We start from the raw sequence: 17,438 nt of genomic DNA, 5'->3' as shown, positions 1-17,438 counted from the left end.
CCGCGTTCGACCCGTGGATACTTTGCGGGTTGTCCGGTTCGCGCCTTCCTGACTCCTCGCAGCATTCGAGGCGGAATTGCAGGGGCAAGATCTTGCAAGGCTGGATGCCGCGCATGGCCAGCTACCCTGAAAGCAGGCTGCGAAAAAGTGCCGCGCCGACGATCAGGACGAATCGCTGCGGTCGTACTGCATGGCATGCACGTGTTTCGCAACTGGACTCGCGGTTATTGTTCGCCTGACGATGTTGCATTAGCGGAGTCCGGTTTGTCGCGTGCCTCGCGGCCTCTGTCCGACTCGCCGCTGCCGGCTTGCCGCTTCGCCTGACGATTGCTGGCGGATTGCAGGGCACCCTGTAACTGCGCAAGCGTGTACGGCTTTCGCAGCGCCGACCACCCGGATGTCAGGGGCTCCTGATCCGGCAGGTCGTTTCCGGAAGCAAAGATGACCTGGAGCTGTGGATGGATCGATGTTGCGCGGCGCGCGAGTTCCAGCCCCGACATGTCGGGCATCACGAGGTCTGTGAGAAGAATGTCAAAGTCGCTTTCCTGCAGCGCCTGGAGGGCCGCCGCTGCGTCTCGAGCACGCTGTGCACTGATTCCCAGCAGCAGAAGAAGCTCACATAGCGCATCGAGCGATGCGCTGTCGTCGTCTACCGCGAGAATGCGCAATTCTTCGGGTCGCCAGACCCGGCCATCAGCGTCGTCGCCGGATTCGGCTGCCCTCCATTCTATCGCCTTGTTCTCGCTCTCATTGTCACCGAGCACGCGCCGCACCTTCACGGACAGCTGCTGGCGGCTGTACGGTTTGCTTAGCAGTTCCACCCCCGGGTCGAGCCGTCCACCATGCACGATCGCGTTCTGGGTGTAGCCGGAAGTAAAAAGGACTCTCAGTCCCGGCAACATCTGGACGGCTTGCCGCGCCATGTCGGGGCTGCGCAGCGCTCCCGGCATCACGACGTCCGTGAACAGCAGATCGATATGCACGCCGCTCGCGACGACAGCCAGTGCCTGCTCCGCGTCATTTGCTTTTAGCACCGCGTAGCCGAGACCGGTCAGGAGTTCGACAACCGTCGACTGGACCTGCAGATCATCTTCCACGACGAGGATTGTTTCTTCGCCATGCTTCAGGCTGCGCGCGGTGCGCGGTTCGGCTTCGACTGCCGTACCGGTGGAGCGGGGCAGATAGATCCTCACAGTGGTTCCCTCGCCAACCTCGCTGTAGAGCTTGATGTGCCCACCACTCTGTTTGACAAACCCATACGCCATGCTCAGCCCGAGGCCGGTGCCGCGGCCCTCCGGTTTGGTGCTGAAGAAGGGATCAAAGGCACGCTCCATCACTTCCGGGGTCATGCCGGTTCCCGTGTCCGTCACGGCCAGCATGACGTACTGTCCGGCACTGACATCAGGCACAGACGACACATAGTCGTCGTCCAGCGTGGCGTTGGCCAGTTCGAGCGTGAGCTTCCCGCCATCCGGCATGGCGTCGCGTGCATTGATGGCCAGATTCAGGATTACGTTTTCCAACTGGTGCGGGTCGACGAGGACGTTCCAGAGACCGCCCGCGACAATGGACTCGATTTGAATCGTTTCGCCCAGTGCCCGGCGCAACAGGTCGTCCAGCGCGCGAAGCTGGCGTGCGGGATTAACGACGACCGGCATAAGGGGTTGCTGACGGCCGAAGGCGAGCAGCTGCGAGGCGAGTTTCGCGCCACGATCCACGGCATCGATCGCATTGCCCAGGCGCTCGGCGCTCCAGGTGTCACGACCGTGTCTGCTTTCCAGCAGTTCCAGGTTTCCCCGCAGCACCTGCAGTACGTTGTTGAAATCGTGCGCTACCCCCCCGGTCAGCTTTCCCAACGCCTCCATTTTCTGCGCCTGGAAAAGAGCCCGCTGCGTCTGCTCCAGCATTTCGGCTGCACCCCGGCGCTCGGTAATGTCCCGGGTGACCTTCGCAAATCCGACGATCTCACCATTCTCGCGGATCGCGTCAATGACGACGTGCGCCCAGAAGCGGCTTCCGTCCTGCCGCACCCGCCAGCCCTCCGCCTCGAAACGGCCCTCGCGCCTCGCCGTCTCGAGCGCGCGGAACGGCACGCCGGCCTCGACGTCCTCGGGGGTGTAAAACCTGGAGAAATGCGAGCCGACGATCTCGCTTTCACTGTATCCCTTGATCCGCCGCGCGCCCGGGTTCCAGCTCGTCACGCGCCCTTCGGGCGAGAGCATGAAGATGGCGTAGTCGATAACTCCCTGAACCAGGAGGCGGAAGCTGCGCTCGCTCTCGAGCACCGCGTCATGAGCCGCCTTTTTGTCGCTGACGTCCTGAATGACCTTGCCAAAGCCGAGAAGCTGGCTATTGCTGTCACGAAGTGCCGTCATGACGACATGGGCCCAGAACATGGTGCCATCCTTTTTAAGGCGCCACCCTTCAGTGACATGGCGCCCGGAGCTGGCGGCGGCCCTTAGGGCGGCGTCGGGCCCGCCCGAGGCCCGTTCTGTCTCCGTGTAAAACACGGAGAATCGCTGTCCTATAATTTCATCCGCCTTGTGACCCTGAATGCGTTCGCCGCCGGGGTTCCAGGTCATCACAGTGCCGTCGGGCGAAAGCGCGAAGATGGAGTATTCGTCGGTCGACTCGGCCCAGAGCCGAAGCCAGGTGGAACTGAATCCGGCGGCCGATGCAGTGTCGTCGTTCATTTTTTGTGGTTTGCGAATGCTGCCCGCACGGATGCGGGTGATAATTCCGTTGTGCGGGCAATACTCGTGCCTGACGATTGTCGTTGGTCTCACGAACAGAATTGCCTGAGCGCCCGTCCAATGGATCGATCGCGAAGCGCCGCGCACATCTGGGCGCGCTTACTACTCACTATCGCCTGTCGACCGCCTGGCCCTCATGCGAGTAACCCGCACGGAACATCGATGTGTTTGTTTGGAACGTCTGGGAAGGGTGGTCGTACTGGGCCTTTCGAGGCGCTCGACACCGGCCATTCAGAGTCGCGAGCTGCCACAGACGTTGCACAGAAACAAGGCTGGCAAGATAACTCTTCTTATCGCAACAGAGGCGTTTTCAGCCGTAACCGGCTTCCCGCAATTTCGCGCTTGAGCTTTGCTGACGGCTCGACCGCCAGCCAGCGATTTTTCCTGCCCGATCAGCAGCATGGCGCGCGATCAGACCTTCGCGATGCGAATTGACAAACTTATTACGGACATACGCGAGTTGACGTTTTTACTACGATTCAACGGGATATAAAAGTGTCAACTCGCTCGTGCTCAGCCGCGCCGTTGCGATGCAGGGGTGGTGACAGTTTTATTGCGCTCTACGCGACGCAAATGGCACCTATTGGCAGCCGGCAGCCGGGGCCGTTTTTTGGACGCCCCACGTGCCGGCCGGGATGTACTGTGTACCCTCGATCATCACCGCCTTTCCCCACATGCCTCCCGCCTGATTGCCGGAGAATCGGCCGTCGAATCGCGCACCGGACTGCACGGCGCCATCCGTGGACAGGGTGCCATCGCCGGCGAACACCGCCCACGGCAAGCGTCGCCCCGTTGACCTGAGACTGGGCCTCGCCGGTCAGGGCGCCGTCCGGCGCGACGACCACACGGACAAGGCCGTGATCGTCTGCGCCGTCGTACTTGCCGTCGTATTGTCCGGCGACAGCGCACGAGACCACAGCATGCGCCGGCAACGCGGACAGGGCGATCGCCGCGGCGGTGACGGCCGCCGACAGGTTCGCTTTCTTCATTGAGCTGTTCCTTTCATGAACGTCGGGCTGCCCGACGTCGGGGCAGTTCTCCATGTTGTCGGCAGGTTTGTGTGCAAGCCGAAGCGCTGGCGTCCAGCAAAAACGGGAACGACCGTTTCGAGGCCGCCTGGACCCGTTGGTTTGCAGAATTTTGTTCCTGCCGGCGGACCGCCATGCAAAGGCAACCGCTACAACCTGAGCGGCCCCAACGCACGCGGCAATCTTCACGCGACGGACAATCGACCAACGCCAGCATCGTCGGTGACGGGTCGAACATCCAGAACGAACTGGGCATCGTTGCGGCAGGAAATCAAGGCTGCTGCCGATCTGCCTGAAACCGACCGCGCCAGCGCGTGCGGGTGCAGCAACCGGTCGTGACAGGGTCGGCAAGATGCCTTACGATCAATACGAGGACTGTGCAATCCGGGAGATTTCAGATGGAAGTCGTGTCGAGTTCGCATGAACGGCTTGACCGGCGCAGTCTGGCGATGCATCGCCTGATCGCCGACAAGATTCGCGCCGAGCCGAAGCTGTTCGAGATCGCGTCTCAGAACATTGAGCGCTGGTCGCATATGCCCGGACGTAACGCCGCGCTGCTCGCGGCCTGGTCGAGACTGTTGGAACAGGGCATCCCGGCCGCTCTCGCTGTGGCGACCGAGGACAGCGAGCGGGCCAGGGAGTTGCGCCAGTCCACCCCGTTCGCGGGCGTACTCTCCCCCCGGGAACGCTGGAGTTTTCTCAGGCAATGGAACGCGACCAACTCGAACACGTGATCCGCGCCGCGTCGGCCATCACGCAGGAAACCGAATTCGTGATCGTCGGCAGCCAGTCGATTCTCGGCGCATTTCCGGATGCGCCGGAGTCACTGCTGCAGTCCAATGAACTCGACATCTACCCGCGCGTGAACTGGGAAAGGCTGTCGGACCTGATCGACGGCTCGATCGGCGAGGGGTCGCCTTTCAACCAGACCTACGGCTACTACGCACAGGGCGTTGATCCCCGCACCGCGGTGCTGCCCGTAGGCTGGGAAGGTCGGCTCACCCAGGTGGCGACGCCTGCCACGGGTGGCGGCGTCGGTTACTGCATCGACGTGCACGATCTCGCGCTGTCCAAATATGTGGCCGACCGACCCAAGGACCGCGCGTTCAACCGGGAACTGATCCGCCACGGCATGGTGGATCCCGTGAAGCTCAGGAAGCGGGTGGATCTGCTGCCGGTCGGGGACGAGCGCAAGACACTGATCCTGTCGGCGATCGACCGCGACGAAAAGACGGTGGCCGAGGCGGCACCGCCGCAGGCTGCCGCCGCGCCCGAGCGCTTCAAGCCGTAAACCGTGCAGCCGATGCGCCTACCGGCCGGCGAAGTCATCCAGAGCTGACAGGCACCGCGCGAATCCCACTGAATTTGTGTCGTCCGGCCAACCGGGTCGCAGGCCATGCCAACCGCCGTCTTCGAACAGCTGCTTCCAGGACTGCCGCGCCCCTTGCGCAGGCTGGTTGGCGCGATCGAGGACCGCGCCGGCCTGTCCATCGACGCGACGCCGCACGGGGAAAGGATGGCGTGCGATTTCGGCCGTCACCGCGCAGTGATCCAGGTGCCTGACGGCGGGCCGCCGCGCGACAGCGCGTCGGTCTATCACGAGCTGCTGCACCTGAAGCGGTATTTTGTCGATGACATACCGAAGCTGGTCTACTGCGACGACGCACACGAATTCGAAAGCGACGCCGACGCGCGGCTCCCCCAGCTGTTTGAACGTCTGGACAACCAGATCGAGCACCTGTTCATCGTGCCGCACGAGCTCGCGCGCTACCGTGGTGCGCGACGCTACTGGGCAGGACGGCTCCACGCCCTGCTCGGGGATCCCCGGCTCTCCGATGACGGTGTCCTCGTGGTGTGGACATTCGTTCATCGGGTCCTTGGAGACGATCTCCTGGCTGACACCGCACAGGCGCGTGTCGACCAGCGCGGGCTGGGCGAGGCCTGCGTGCGGTTCGGGCGGGCTGTCGATGAATCCAAGGAAGCCGCCACGCTGTTCCTGTTCGAGACGTTCTCACCTGGGACGCTCCCCCGCGCCTGCCTCGAGTACTTCGCCCGGCAGCAGGAGATTGCGCTGGCCAGCGTGAAACGGGCCGCAGGCTGAGCATTGGCGGCCGGTGCGCCCGGATGCGCTGGATGGCACCGTCTTGCGTGAGCGCAGGCCCGCCCTCGCCCGCTTTTGGGTTACGTTGATTGCCTGATAATGTTTATTATCAGGCAATTATTTTTCGAGACTTTCCGTCCTTTGGTCTGTCTTCCGACCGGATCAGGATGAAAGTGGAATGACGGAGATGACGACCGCGTCTTGTGTACGGCTTGCAGGCCGGTGCGCAACTCTCGCATTCCTGCCTCACTAACTAGCGCATAGCGAGTGTCGTGGTCGTCGGCTCAAGGCCGGCTGATAATACAGGCGCGTCGTGCCAAGCTACCTAGCATTAGCTGACATGCCCGTTTCAAGATCTTGCGAGACGCCACATTCACAATCGGAATCTAGCCCGACATCCGACAGGTGTGCCTGAGAAAGAGGTAGGCCAGTTTCTATCAATCGACAAAAAGGGATAGATCGTCGACAATTGTACAGACTGCTCGGGTGCACGAAGAAGAACCCTCCGGAGAAATGCGTTCCGATAGGTTGCTGCCGGGATCGATGGAGTCCGTTCCGATTTATCTAAACTGCGTATAGGCTTTATGCTTTCAGATCTTGGGCGTCGCATTGAGCGACTAATGTATTTTGGTGCCTTACTTTTGGTTGCCTGTGCACTGCAAATCTATATGGTAGCTACCGTCGATTACATAGGAACTGACAATCCAGCGGGATTTTCTGTTCTTTCAGACAAAATTGAGCGTAGTCAAGAAAAACTGCAAGAAATGTTCGACGCTGCCACAGCGCCCCGACGACCTGCGTTAACTATCCAAAGTTCAGAAGTCGAAGTGACCCGTAAGCACCTCGGGCTTCCTCCAGAGATCCACGCCGCCGAACCTGTTCCGAACGAAACATATTCCTCTGCTCTGAGTCGGTTAGTTTCGGAAACCGCATTACAGACCGGGATGCGGTCGACCGTTCTATCTGCAAGTGTGGATAACAAGAAACCCCCTTTGGACCTAATTCAAGCTTTGCGATATCGTCAAAGGGAGCTCGAGAAGCGTCCGGTCGTAGTGTGGGGTATAGAGGCTCCTGTAACTTTGCCGTTTCAATATGGCGCCGCTCAATATCAGGTGCCGAATTGGGTGGTTGCGAATCTGCTTTTCATTGCGTTGATTCCACTTTGTATTGGGTGGCTCGGGTCACTTTACTTCACTCGCCAGCGTGAACTCTTTCTTATTCGAAAATTAGCCGACTACAAAGCAGCTTTTCCGCACATACTTAATATATTGCCAGTTATCCCTATAAGCCTTAATTATGTTGCGGAATTGCGGTTGGTAAATATTAAGAGGAAAAATCGTAGCCGTGCATTCAACAGAACATTTTATAGCTTACTTCGAACGTTATTGATTTTAATATTTACCACCCCTATGCTGTCTACCCTCGCATATTCGGTTGTCGGTCTTTTGTTTGTCAAGAATAATCCAAGTATTTGGGTGGGTATCGTTGCGCTAATACTGGGCATCATTTTGGTCGCGCAAGTTACTATGCTTGTGGTCCAAGAGTGGTGGCTTCTATGGGGAAAGGACTTCACAGCGTGAAATATGAAATGAACAAGAGATTCTTACGGCAATTAATTTTTATGGTTCTTATTTCTATAATATCCACCGAGGCGCTGGCAGCAAAGCGAACGTTCACCGCTATCGGTACTCGTACGTGCACCAGTTGGTTGAAGGCCGGAAGTGAAAAAGGTTCGGGTAAGGATAATTTGGGTATTGCCTGGTTATCCGATCAGAGCTGGATGGCAGGGTATTTGACCGGAATAAATCAGATAACGACAAATAGTCGTGACCTTTTGGTCGGATTGGATCTTGAAACAATCTCTGATTGGACGACTCAATTTTGTCAAAGTAACGCTGACGCTGATGTGCCTGACGCAATTGCAGCCTTATTTAAAAAACTAAAACGGCAACCATAATTTCCAAAACCCTCGCTTATGACGGTATCGCTATGGTTAGATATCGAGAATCCACTTTTAGGTACCGGATTAACCGCATCGGCCCGGCAACACTCTTTCGAGTGTGCATCATTTCGCATCATTCCCATACCGTTTGGAATAGGTCCTCGACCGGCCGCTCTCCACCCCTCTGCGGCTTTGGGCGGTCCATGCATGCCAGCGTCAGTATTCTATGCATGAAGCAATGAAAACGTCGACGCTCGCCGGCGAGCTGTGTAAGCGGCCCGTCTCGATTACGTATTCGATAGCGGATTTGCAGACGTAGCTCGCGTCTACACCACCACACACGTGTCAGCTCGGCGGATAGGTATAGCTGGTAAGGCGGCCTTCCGTGTTTTGTCGGCTATCATAGCGAAACTCCGGATTGGACCGCTGCCGTGAAAAGAGCCATCGACATAGCGGATCTCGTTTTGAAGGCGTTATCGTGTTTAGCCCTCGTCGGCGGTGGCGTGTGGGCATATTACCAATTCGATATTGCCGGTGCTACCGGTTGGCAAGTCAATTTGGCGATAGAGACACAAGTGCTTCCGTATCACGACGACTTGCGCCTGCTCGTCGTGGAACCCTTGGAAACTTCACCAGCGCATTTGAGACATCGCATGGCGAGTTAGCTAACTATCATACTATAGCGTCATGACCGAACATTTTTATCGATATCGATCGACGAAGGCGATTTTATCTGACTTTCGTGAACTCGAAAATCAAGAGATATTTTTCAGTGAAACAGAAAAACTTAATGATCCCATGGAGGGATTCAAGGATCTATTTTGGGTTGGCGATATAATCGTATGGAAAAATCTGCTACGTCACTATATTTTATGCCTCCTGCAGTCGGCTACGTATTGCTTCGTCGCTGGCGATAAATTCGATCCCGGCGCCATTAACAATATAGTATTTTGGGTTCCGAACACGCTTCCGGATGCGCCGATACGCGATATATATAAAAATGTGTCAAATAAGTTTCTCGGAGAACCGATAACAAAAAAATTCCTTTCATTTGTCTCGAATAAAGATGCGCCGATTCGACGTAACGAGCTAACCAGTTATCTGCGATCTTTGCATGGTTTTGCGGTTGAGATTGCGATAAAAGAATTTCGTATTCGTGGCTTATTTCCGTTTCAGTCGAATATCAAAAAATCATGGAAAAATGATTCACTAACTCGTAATTTTTTAAAGATGATGAAAGGTGTTTCCGACGTTGGAAATTCAAAACATCCGTCCGAAAATGTCGCCGAAACGATATTCTCTATAAGCGAAGCAACTCTCGCACAAGCTGCGCTTATAAATGAATACAATACCCCTGATCGTGAAAAGAAAGCGCCGTTCATGTTTTGGGCCAGTAAGTTTCCGGCCGCGTACGTTGCCGCGCTTGATAGGTTGGTTCATCGAGATTGGTATGTCGCTTGCTTTACAAAAACTGCAAAAAATCACTCAATGTGGAGTACGTATGCCGATGGGCATCGCGGCGTGTGCCTGATGTTTAAGGCCGAGATCAATTCGAATGGACACCAAGCGCTCACGCTTGAACGTATCGTAGGCGCGCACGGTTCGAAAAACGGTCCGACCGGCTATTCGAAAGGAAATGTGCTGCACGAATTTCAAGCGGTTCAGTATACGGGGAATTATCCTGCCATCGACTTCTTTCGCTCACTTGGTTCAATATCACAGCAACATATGAACGATTTTTGGTATAAGGGCGATGATGGTTCGTTCAGTAAATGCAAGGACGCGGTGTATGCTGATGCCGAATCATGGCGCAACGGGTACTGGCAAACTTTCAATGAAAGCGCTCTCTACAAGACACCGGAATGGGCTCACGAAGAAGAATATCGATTGATAGTTCATTCGGGCTTCGACTTGAAGGAAAGTGGTTCAAGAAGATTGAAATATCGATTTGAAGACCTAACCGGAATTGTATTCGGAGCGCGAACCGAGATGAAAGACAAGCTTGAAATTATGCGAATCATTGATGAGAAATGTGCAATAACGAAGCGCGAAAATTTTCGGTTTTACGAGATTCGCTATCTTCACACTGAATCAAAATTTCAATTGTGCTCGCTTGATCTAATAAAGATTCGCCATGCTTAGGCGATCGGAATGGGCTGAATCTGTTGTGACGCTGCAGGCGTCATGTGGCGTCACTTTGTATTCCATGTTTGTCATTTCTGTATGGGAATGGTTGGCCTCGACACCGGTTCACTGAATCGGCCCTCAAGCTCGAGCCATCTTTCCCGGTAACGAGCAAGGCGTACCGCTTCCCGGTTACCCACCTCTCCAAACGCAAAATCGGCAGCTCGCCGAACGTAAGCGTCCCAATCACGCACCTCCTCACCTACCCGTGCCGATTTCAGCGCGTGCTCAACCTCTGCACGGCTGTGCCCGGTGACGCGCAGGCGCACGGCAACTGCGGCGTCGATACTTGAGACATCGAGTGCATCGCGGATCTGCCTCACCATCAGGTCCGCACGATGTACTCGATACGCGTCGGCCGCCGTCCCCACCGTGCGCAGAAACTGGATTTGCGGATCTTCCTCACGAACCGGAGCCGATCGCGCTCGAAGTTCTTGCATAAGCTCGCCGCTCCTGGAGCAGATGTGATGTTCGGCATACCGCAGTCGAATTCCGGGCCAATCGCTCGGCGAGCTGCCGGAAATCTCTGGCGCTCGATGTGACAGAATCCCGTCGGCTGGAGTCGCATTGCCATACCGCTCATTCAATATCCGGCCGATCTTCGTAACGGTGGAATTCCCAGAGTGCTCCCCGATGTTGACAACAGCCTCGAACGAGTCCGTACCGCTTTCAACAAGTACCGCAGGCTTGTAGCCGTCGACGAGAAATTTCCGGGCCTGCTCACGCGTCATGGCGCGGATCACGACATGGTGACACCCATCGGATATCGGCGTGTACTCGAGCTCGCGAAGTCCGTCGATGTGTCGTGCTCGTCGGGCAACTTCTTGGACCGTATAGCCATCAACCCGACCGCCCATGACTACCGGCTGCCGGCCTCCATCCGGCCAGGTGCGCACGTACGTGATTCGATATCTATCCGCCTGGACCGCGGCGGCGTACCGTTCAAACTGACGCTGCCGGTCTGATTTCCGAGCGTACTCACGCTCGCATGCGACCCGTTCCCGTTCCCGCTCAATGGCATCCTGAAGCTCCGGATTCTTGATTCGTAATCCGTGCTCTGCCGCGAGACGAACACATAAAGCCTTGTAATCGGAACTTCCTCGCAGCGAGAAGGAGCCCCACTTTTGCGCCGCGAGTTGAAGAGCCGCCAGCGCGCTTCGCTCGTCCCTCCAATCGTAAACTTGGATAGTGCTCCCACAATCCACAAACGATGCCCGGTGACTGAACAGCAGGTCGTCCAGAGCATCGCGCCGGATGTACTCGACTTGCTTCCCGCTGACGCGTGGCCGGAATGCCCGGATATCATCGGCTGGAACTGCAGAAGCGTCTTCCGCCGGTTTGTCCCCGGCGATCTCCTGCGGAATATCTGCGCGATAACGCCACAATGCGGCGACGGCCGACATTTGACGCTGACGTAGCCATTCTTCCAGACTTGGGAAAGCGGGCAACCGAGCGGTAAGTTGCTTCCGCTCTGCGGACTGCCTATCAATCAATGAAGCTCGTTCGGCGGCTTGCTCTGCCGCCAGAACACTACGTAATGCATTCAGACCTATGCCACGTCCGGCCCAGTCGCGCGACGCGAAAAGTTCTTGCCGAGCTTCCCGGTTCCGCTTCTGCATTGCCTTCCGCTCTGCGTCATGTCGGCAGCGCAATTCTAGACGCGCGGCGAAACGCTCCTCGATATGGGCTTGCCTCTCAGCTGTGTACTTGTCCCAACCGGGCAAGCCCCCTACAACCGGCTGCTGTGTCACGCGTTTCGCATTGCCTAATGAAGCGCGTTGCGTCGCTTCGTTAGAAGGTTGGAATGCTCCAAATTTTTTTTCTAACTTCGCTAGGCTGGCAGCGCGATCAACGGACGATGCTTTCACCGCTACGTCACCAACAAAGATGACCGCACCGCTACCAGTGCGCTCATATCGCATGTTGCCGGTCGCAAGCCGGGAGTGAAGCTCATCCCAGCTTGTGGCCGTACGGAAAACATCTCCCGCATTCTCTTTCGCGACGCGCACGACGGATTTTTCACCAGTGCGATTTTCCATATCCCGACGTTGCTGATTTGGCTCACTAGACTGCTTCTGTTCCGAGGCAGAACGTGCCAGTTGTCCGTCAGCTAAGACGACATAGCGGCCATTCCGTTCGCGTTGCCAACCTTGCGTGTGCTCGATCCGGGCGACCGCACGATGGATCACTTCGATATCGAATCCTCGGTTGATCTCGATGCACTTCAAGGTTTCGGGGTGAACGCGATTTACCAACACATGCACATGTTGGTTGTGACTGTCGGCATGAAGCCCATAGATAACCTGATGTTCTTCCAATCCAAGCTCATGAAGCAGTATCGTAACGGCATCCTCGACCTGAGCTGCCGCCGGCTGCTCGCCTTCACGCCAACTCAACACATAGTGCTGAACTGGATCACGGCTACGGGTTGCTTCCTCTGCCAACGCAATCATTTCCAGTGCCTGCACATCTGGGAGATCCGAAATGAAACCTCGAGTACCTGAATAGACGCACTTTTCCTTGATGTCGGCCCCTTCCGGCGAACGGACATACTCCGCAAGCGCGCTGATGCGCTCAGCTTTGCTCGCTGACCGACGCGGATTTGAGATTTTCTTACCGATCACCAGCAGTCTCCCTATGGACTGCTTCCATGTAGGAGCGTACAGATTCGACCGTTGCCTTGACGGTTCGCAATGCCTCGGCTGTTTGGACACTGTAGCTGCCGCCGCTCTCAACGTGTACGTGCTTCAGCAGCCCGCCGACTCGACCAAGCTCAGACCGGATGCGCAGCAACCCCCTGAAATAGGCTCGATCGACGTTCGCTGCTATCGGGCGGTTGAAGTAGCGACGTCGCACCAGTTCGCTGACAGTCAGGCCAGCGAGATCTGCGTCCTCTTTGAGGCGGTCCCGTTCACTGCTACTCAGCCTGATGGTGATGCTCGCATCCAGTGGTTCTCCTCCCCTCTGCTCAAACGGCATGACTGCAACTCCAATCAGGTTCCGATCCCTCCATTACTAACGACGTGAGGGACTCACGCCATGGCGCATATACATGGGTTTCGAGTTGGTACACCCACGTCAGAACACCCGATCACCTTCATTTGAATGCTTCCAGGATGATGAGCCGGCATGTGAGAAGCGAAGCGCCGAACGGGCTGGCGTGGTTTGTCTGCAACATGAGCGAAGCCATGTGTAAGACAAACCCCATCCTGTATTTTGGACCCTCATACGCCTTCGAAATCTACATGCTTTGTAACCCTCATAAGTCGTTGACGACAAGAAGATCACAAGTTCAGGATGAATTCTCTCTGGAGAAATTCAATGGCAAAACACACTTTCAGTCTCACCCTGATCTCACAGCTCGAAGGACAGTTGCGGCTATTACCGAAAGTCGAGGCAAAGCCAAGGGATCTGACGAAAGTCGAATCTATTCGTGCTCTCGCAAACTCCATCAGGGCGGCACAACGCAACGGCTACAGCTTGGCTGAGATCGCGGAGAGACTTACTGCATCTGGTTTGGCAATCAGCGGGAGCACACTAAAAAGCTACCTTCAGCAGTCTCGACAAACACCGAGGAAGAAAGCGACCGTTGAGCGCCCTCGCGTTGACGGGAGCACGCGCCGCGAAAACCCGCCCGCTCAGGATGCTCAATAACCAGGAAAGCCCGACTTGCTGCTAATCGTCTATCTGCGTGCGCTGTCCAAGCAAAATAATTGCCCGCGTCGCGGCCCAGATTTTCGGAACAGTGTCGCGACAACAATGTGGGAGTAATAGCAATGCCGAAAATTAACCGTCGTCTGCGCTATCTGCGCCGAGCTACCCAGCAGTACGTAAAGCACCGGTCAGAGACCGAAAAGAGCATCGTCAACGAGGGCGTAATGGTCAGTCTGGTTGTCGTTGCCGCCTTCGCGTGGGTGCTGTGGAAAGGGCACATGCTCGATTGGAGACCCCGGACGGTCCTCACTAATCTCCTGCCGGTGGTCATAGGGTTGGGCGGATCTTTGGTTCTGATCGTCGCCGGAATCGCGTCGATTTTGCGTGACATTTTCAGCGACGCGGATCGTATCGCTGCAATCAGGGACCCCAAATGACTGTGAGCTCCCGCTCTTGCACGACCGCCGCACCGGCCGTAGCCCTAATGCTGCCCGCCGCGTTTGCCAACGCTCAAACCGAATCGATCAGCTCGATTGCGAGCGCGGCCAATACGGGCACCGACCAGTCGATGGCGGCGCTGACGCAGGTATTCGGCAGCGTCATGTCAAGTCCACTCACCGGAAGCAGTGGCTCAGGATCGACGATCGCGTCCATACTCGGCACGATCAACGCGTGCGTGCTCGTCATTGGAGCATTGTGGGCCTGCTATCTCTTTTTTGCAGCGATGATCGCGACCGGAGCCGAAGGTGAATTCCTCGGCCAGAAGCGCTCGTCGATCTGGTTCACCATTCGCAATGGAGTTGGCTTTACGCTTCTCGTGCCCTTCACTGGTGGTTACTCCGGTGCGCAGCTCATCATGCTCTGGGTCACTACGATGGGTATCGGTATTGCGAACCTCGGTATGTCCGCTGCAACAAGTGTGCTGGCGAACGGGGGAACGCTCGTTTCGACGCCGCCTCCACCGCAGGTTGTCACGCTCGCGAAAGCACTGTTCGAGGCGAACCTGTGCGCCCAGGCAGCGAACACGGCGGCCACGAACGTGTCCACCGATACCGGGGGCGTGTCGACAGATGGCGGCGAGCAGTTCAGCGCGAAGCCGACGACGGGGCAAATCGTCCTTATGAACGGCAACGGGTTGTCGTGCGGCGGCGCATCGGTTGCATCAAACTCGGCCGCGAGCTCGATCACAACGGCCACATCGACGACCGGCCTGTCGTCGATCGTACCGAACACCAGCCAAATCACGTCGACGATCAGCGCGAAGCAACAATCGGCGCTCACGACGATGCAATCGACGCTTCAGAGTGCGGCGATCACGTATGTGTCGGCAGTGAACGCAGGTAAGCAACCGACCGACCCGCAGACGACGATCAACAGTGCTGCAACCGCCTACCAATCGACGATCCAGGGTGCGATCAGCAGCGCGTCGAGTTCGATCAGCAGCATTTCAAGCACGATCCAATCTAGCCTTTCGACGAGCGGGTGGGTCATGCTCGGAGCCTGGTATCAGGCATTCGCGATGGCAAACTCTCAGCTTACGGCCGCTGCGGCGGCCGCAGCGACGGCGATTCCGTCGACGGACATAAGTAACCTGCCGTACCCGGATCTCTACAACGAGGTGATGGCGTCGTATAACCAACAGATCGAACAGGATGCCTCTACGACAGCGAGTAGCGCGTCCATTAGTTCGAGCACGACGCCGGTCATCGGTCTGTACTCGAACTCGCCCGACCCGGCCCACGTGATCGGTAGCATTTTCCCCGGCCAACGGCTGGTTTCCATGGTGACGACGCTGATCACATCAAACAGCTCGAGCGGGACGGGAACGAACCCTCTCATGGGCATGAAAACCATGGGGGATTACATCCTCGACGCCGGCGACGGGGCTTTAGCTGCGTATTCCATCGTTTCATACGGTCAAGGTGCGGCAGACTCGGTGCCAGGCAGGGTCGTGAGTGCCGTGGGCGACATGTTCTCTGGCGGCGCAATCAGCGGACTTAGCCGAGTGGCGTCGAATCTCTCGCCGATCATCATCATGATGATCGTCAGCCTGTTTTTCTTCGGTGCGGTTCTGTCTGTGTATCTCCCGATGCTGCCGTTCATGATCTGGTTCGGAGGCGTGCTGAGCTGGTTCGCCTGCGTATGCGAGGGTGTCGTGGCCGCGCCTTTATGGGCCCTTTCACACCTCGATGGAGAAGGTGAGGGCATGGGTCCTCGTACGAGCTACGGCTACATCTTCTTGGTAAACCTGATGCTGCGGCCAGCGTTTATGGTTATCGGGTTTCTGCTCGCGAGCGTTGGGGTTGTCGCCTTCGGTCAATTGCTCAACACAATGTTTGCTCAAGCGATGGCCAATGCTCAGTTCAACAGTGTGACTGGCGTGGTGAGCATCATCGCGTATATCGTGCTGTACGTCGGCATGTGCCAGACGCTCTGCCAAACCATGTTCGGCCTGGTCCATCACATTCCCAACGTAATGGGTTCGTGGCTCGGCACATCGATGCATAACCAGTTCGGTCACGAGATGCACGATAAAGGCCACACAGTGCTAGCTGGGGCAAGCAACACAAGCAGCCAGCACGTTCAGCGAGTCATCGGCGGTGGCAAGCCGAACGGGAATCCAACTGCGAGCGGCAACGCAATCGTCCCCGGCGAACAGGATAAACCGAAGCTCTGATGCCGAAACGAGCAATGCCCGCTAAGCGGGCATTGCTCATGGCTTTCTATAGCCGTAATAGGCCTTATCGAAGACCTTCTGCTGGTTCGCTTTGTCAAGCATCGGATTTTTTGGGTCAAGCTTTCCAAGCTCGGCTATCGCCCCATCTTTCACCGCGCGCATCGCTTCCACGCCAGCCTGCGCACTGACGAGCTTTTGCTCCAGTTCACGCGCATATTTCATCCAGCTGTCGGCCGCATCGCCGTTGCGCTTGGCAAGCCCCAAGGTGTATCCATCGACCATAATCAGCTCCTTATTTCCCGCGAGCCAGCAATTCAACTATGGGAGTTTGCCACGCCGGCCCGGTGGCTTTCCAGTGCTCCGGACTTGTACCGGTAGGCGAAGGGAGATCGCCGCTTTAGGCTCACCGACTATATACATGAATTAATTAGTCAAGCGTCAGAAGTCTGCGGCATCTTCCGCCCCCACAGTGGACAAGTCGCCCGCACACAGGCGTGGACGGCTGCTACACACTCCGCGACCCCCACAGTTTCCCGGCCTCGCCTTCTGCCGGACGCGCCCTATGGGCGGCTTGCCGCTTTGATATACGCCCCCCGTCTATTGCCAACGCCTTGGTCCCGTCATGAATCCATAAACGCGTCAGATAGGTCTCTGGATACTTGGGAGGCGGGGTAAGGTTTTATATCTCATTTGTAGTGGCAGCCGGTGGAGCTTGTGGGCAGCAGCCGACCTGTTGGCAAGGCGGGGCAACCTGAACGGTTGTCCCACCTTGTCAATGGGGGAGCGCGCCGCGCTCAGGCCGGCACCTCGCGGTAGCGAGGCTGTCCACAAATCCACGGGCCGAGCTCGTTTTATATACGTTTTATCGTTTTACACCGTTTTAGCCGAGGTCGGGGTCTTACTGGACATGGCTTTGCGGAGCGCTATTGGTGGAACCGCCCGGTCAAATGGTGTAACGGCCCGGTTAGCTGGTGGAACAGCCCGGTCTATGGTGTAACGGCCCGGTTCTATCCACAACATGCTGAGTAAGCCTATTGGTGTAACGGCCCGGTTATTGGTGGAGCTACCCGGTCACAACTGCAGGACTGGACTGCCCGCA

The 17,438-nt window shown here is 56.9% G+C and carries 13 protein-coding genes; 9 read left to right on the top strand and 4 right to left on the bottom strand.

What is annotated here, in order from left to right; all coding sequences use genetic code 11:
* Positions 1-224: 224 nt before the first annotated feature.
* Positions 225-2,693 (bottom strand): PAS domain S-box protein, encoded by a 2,469-nt coding sequence (locus KZJ38_RS07180; RefSeq protein ID WP_219799413.1) that lies wholly within the window; start codon positions 2,691-2,693, stop codon positions 225-227.
* A gap of 1,486 nt (positions 2,694-4,179) precedes the next feature.
* Between KZJ38_RS07180 and KZJ38_RS07175 the strand changes: the two genes are divergently transcribed.
* The 6 genes from KZJ38_RS07175 (at position 4,180) to KZJ38_RS07150 (ending at position 9,966) form a co-directional block, all read left to right on the top strand.
* On the top strand, positions 4,180-4,515 hold the full coding sequence (locus KZJ38_RS07175; RefSeq protein WP_219799412.1) for a hypothetical protein: 336 nt from the start codon (positions 4,180-4,182) through the stop codon (positions 4,513-4,515).
* A complete protein-coding gene (locus KZJ38_RS07170) occupies positions 4,488-5,072 on the top strand; it encodes a DUF6036 family nucleotidyltransferase (protein WP_219799411.1) in 585 nt (194 codons plus the stop codon). Before KZJ38_RS07175 ends, KZJ38_RS07170 begins: the two co-directional genes overlap by 28 nt.
* 105 nt (positions 5,073-5,177) lie before the next feature.
* Positions 5,178-5,882 carry a hypothetical protein gene (locus KZJ38_RS07165; protein WP_219799410.1) on the top strand — a complete coding sequence of 235 codons (705 nt, stop codon included), beginning with the start codon at positions 5,178-5,180 and terminating at the stop codon, positions 5,880-5,882.
* Positions 5,883-6,502: 620 nt separating this feature from the next.
* Positions 6,503-7,462 (top strand): hypothetical protein, encoded by a 960-nt coding sequence (locus KZJ38_RS07160; protein WP_219799409.1) that lies wholly within the window; start codon positions 6,503-6,505, stop codon positions 7,460-7,462.
* Positions 7,459-7,839 carry a hypothetical protein gene (locus KZJ38_RS07155; protein ID WP_219799408.1) on the top strand — a complete coding sequence of 127 codons (381 nt, stop codon included), beginning with the start codon at positions 7,459-7,461 and terminating at the stop codon, positions 7,837-7,839. The genes KZJ38_RS07160 and KZJ38_RS07155 overlap by 4 nt, the downstream gene beginning before the upstream one ends.
* Positions 7,840-8,511: 672 nt before the next feature.
* Positions 8,512-9,966, top strand: coding sequence for a DUF2971 domain-containing protein (locus tag KZJ38_RS07150; protein ID WP_219799407.1), 1,455 nt, complete (start codon positions 8,512-8,514; stop codon positions 9,964-9,966).
* Between the two features lie 71 nt (positions 9,967-10,037).
* Here the strand turns inward: KZJ38_RS07150 and traI are convergent, their stop codons facing one another.
* Together traI and KZJ38_RS07140 are read right to left on the bottom strand one after the other, a co-directional pair.
* On the bottom strand, positions 10,038-12,632 hold the full coding sequence (gene traI / locus KZJ38_RS07145) for a TraI/MobA(P) family conjugative relaxase (protein WP_219799406.1): 2,595 nt from the start codon (positions 12,630-12,632) through the stop codon (positions 10,038-10,040).
* Positions 12,622-12,987, bottom strand: a complete 366-nt coding sequence (locus tag KZJ38_RS07140; RefSeq protein WP_219799405.1) for a plasmid mobilization protein — start codon at positions 12,985-12,987, stop codon at positions 12,622-12,624. The genes traI and KZJ38_RS07140 overlap by 11 nt, the downstream gene beginning before the upstream one ends.
* Positions 12,988-13,329: 342 nt before the next feature.
* On the opposite strand from KZJ38_RS07140, the gene KZJ38_RS07135 reads away from it, so the two are divergent.
* The 3 genes from KZJ38_RS07135 (at position 13,330) to KZJ38_RS07125 (ending at position 16,339) form a co-directional block, all read left to right on the top strand.
* The gene (locus KZJ38_RS07135) at positions 13,330-13,662 is read left to right on the top strand and encodes a hypothetical protein (RefSeq protein WP_219799404.1); all 333 of its coding nucleotides are present in this window, start codon (positions 13,330-13,332) and stop codon (positions 13,660-13,662) included.
* Between the two features lie 122 nt (positions 13,663-13,784).
* Entirely contained in the window at positions 13,785-14,099 is a 315-nt protein-coding gene (locus KZJ38_RS07130) for a hypothetical protein (RefSeq protein ID WP_219799403.1), read from the top strand.
* A gap of 47 nt (positions 14,100-14,146) precedes the next feature.
* Entirely contained in the window at positions 14,147-16,339 is a 2,193-nt protein-coding gene (locus KZJ38_RS07125; protein WP_219799402.1) for a DotA/TraY family protein, read from the top strand.
* Positions 16,340-16,375: 36 nt separating this feature from the next.
* Here the strand turns inward: KZJ38_RS07125 and KZJ38_RS07120 are convergent, their stop codons facing one another.
* Positions 16,376-16,621, bottom strand: a complete 246-nt coding sequence (locus tag KZJ38_RS07120; RefSeq protein WP_219799401.1) for a hypothetical protein — start codon at positions 16,619-16,621, stop codon at positions 16,376-16,378.
* Positions 16,622-17,438: the final 817 nt, after the last annotated feature.

The sequence above is a fragment of the Paraburkholderia edwinii genome (genome assembly GCF_019428685.1).
Classification (GTDB): Bacteria; Pseudomonadota; Gammaproteobacteria; order Burkholderiales; family Burkholderiaceae; genus Paraburkholderia; species Paraburkholderia edwinii.
This window is presented reverse-complemented; position numbering and strand designations above follow the sequence as displayed.

Bases quoted from the DNA above. Each gene is read 5' to 3' on its own strand.
- KZJ38_RS07125 (WP_219799402.1), top strand. From the start codon at position 14,147: ATGCTGCCCGCCGCGTTTGCCAACGCTCAAACCGAATCGATCAGCTCG.
- KZJ38_RS07150 (WP_219799407.1), top strand. From the start codon at position 8,512: ATGACCGAACATTTTTATCGATATCGATCGACGAAGGCGATTTTATCT.
- KZJ38_RS07165 (WP_219799410.1), top strand. From the start codon at position 5,178: ATGCCAACCGCCGTCTTCGAACAGCTGCTTCCAGGACTGCCGCGCCCC.
- KZJ38_RS07130 (WP_219799403.1), top strand. From the start codon at position 13,785: ATGCCGAAAATTAACCGTCGTCTGCGCTATCTGCGCCGAGCTACCCAG.
- KZJ38_RS07140 (WP_219799405.1), bottom strand. From the start codon at position 12,987: ATGCCGTTTGAGCAGAGGGGAGGAGAACCACTGGATGCGAGCATCACC.
- KZJ38_RS07135 (WP_219799404.1), top strand. From the start codon at position 13,330: ATGGCAAAACACACTTTCAGTCTCACCCTGATCTCACAGCTCGAAGGA.
- KZJ38_RS07120 (WP_219799401.1), bottom strand. From the start codon at position 16,621: ATGGTCGATGGATACACCTTGGGGCTTGCCAAGCGCAACGGCGATGCG.
- KZJ38_RS07170 (WP_219799411.1), top strand. From the start codon at position 4,488: ATGGAACGCGACCAACTCGAACACGTGATCCGCGCCGCGTCGGCCATC.
- KZJ38_RS07175 (WP_219799412.1), top strand. From the start codon at position 4,180: ATGGAAGTCGTGTCGAGTTCGCATGAACGGCTTGACCGGCGCAGTCTG.
- KZJ38_RS07180 (WP_219799413.1), bottom strand. From the start codon at position 2,693: ATGAACGACGACACTGCATCGGCCGCCGGATTCAGTTCCACCTGGCTT.
- KZJ38_RS07160 (WP_219799409.1), top strand. From the start codon at position 6,503: ATGTATTTTGGTGCCTTACTTTTGGTTGCCTGTGCACTGCAAATCTAT.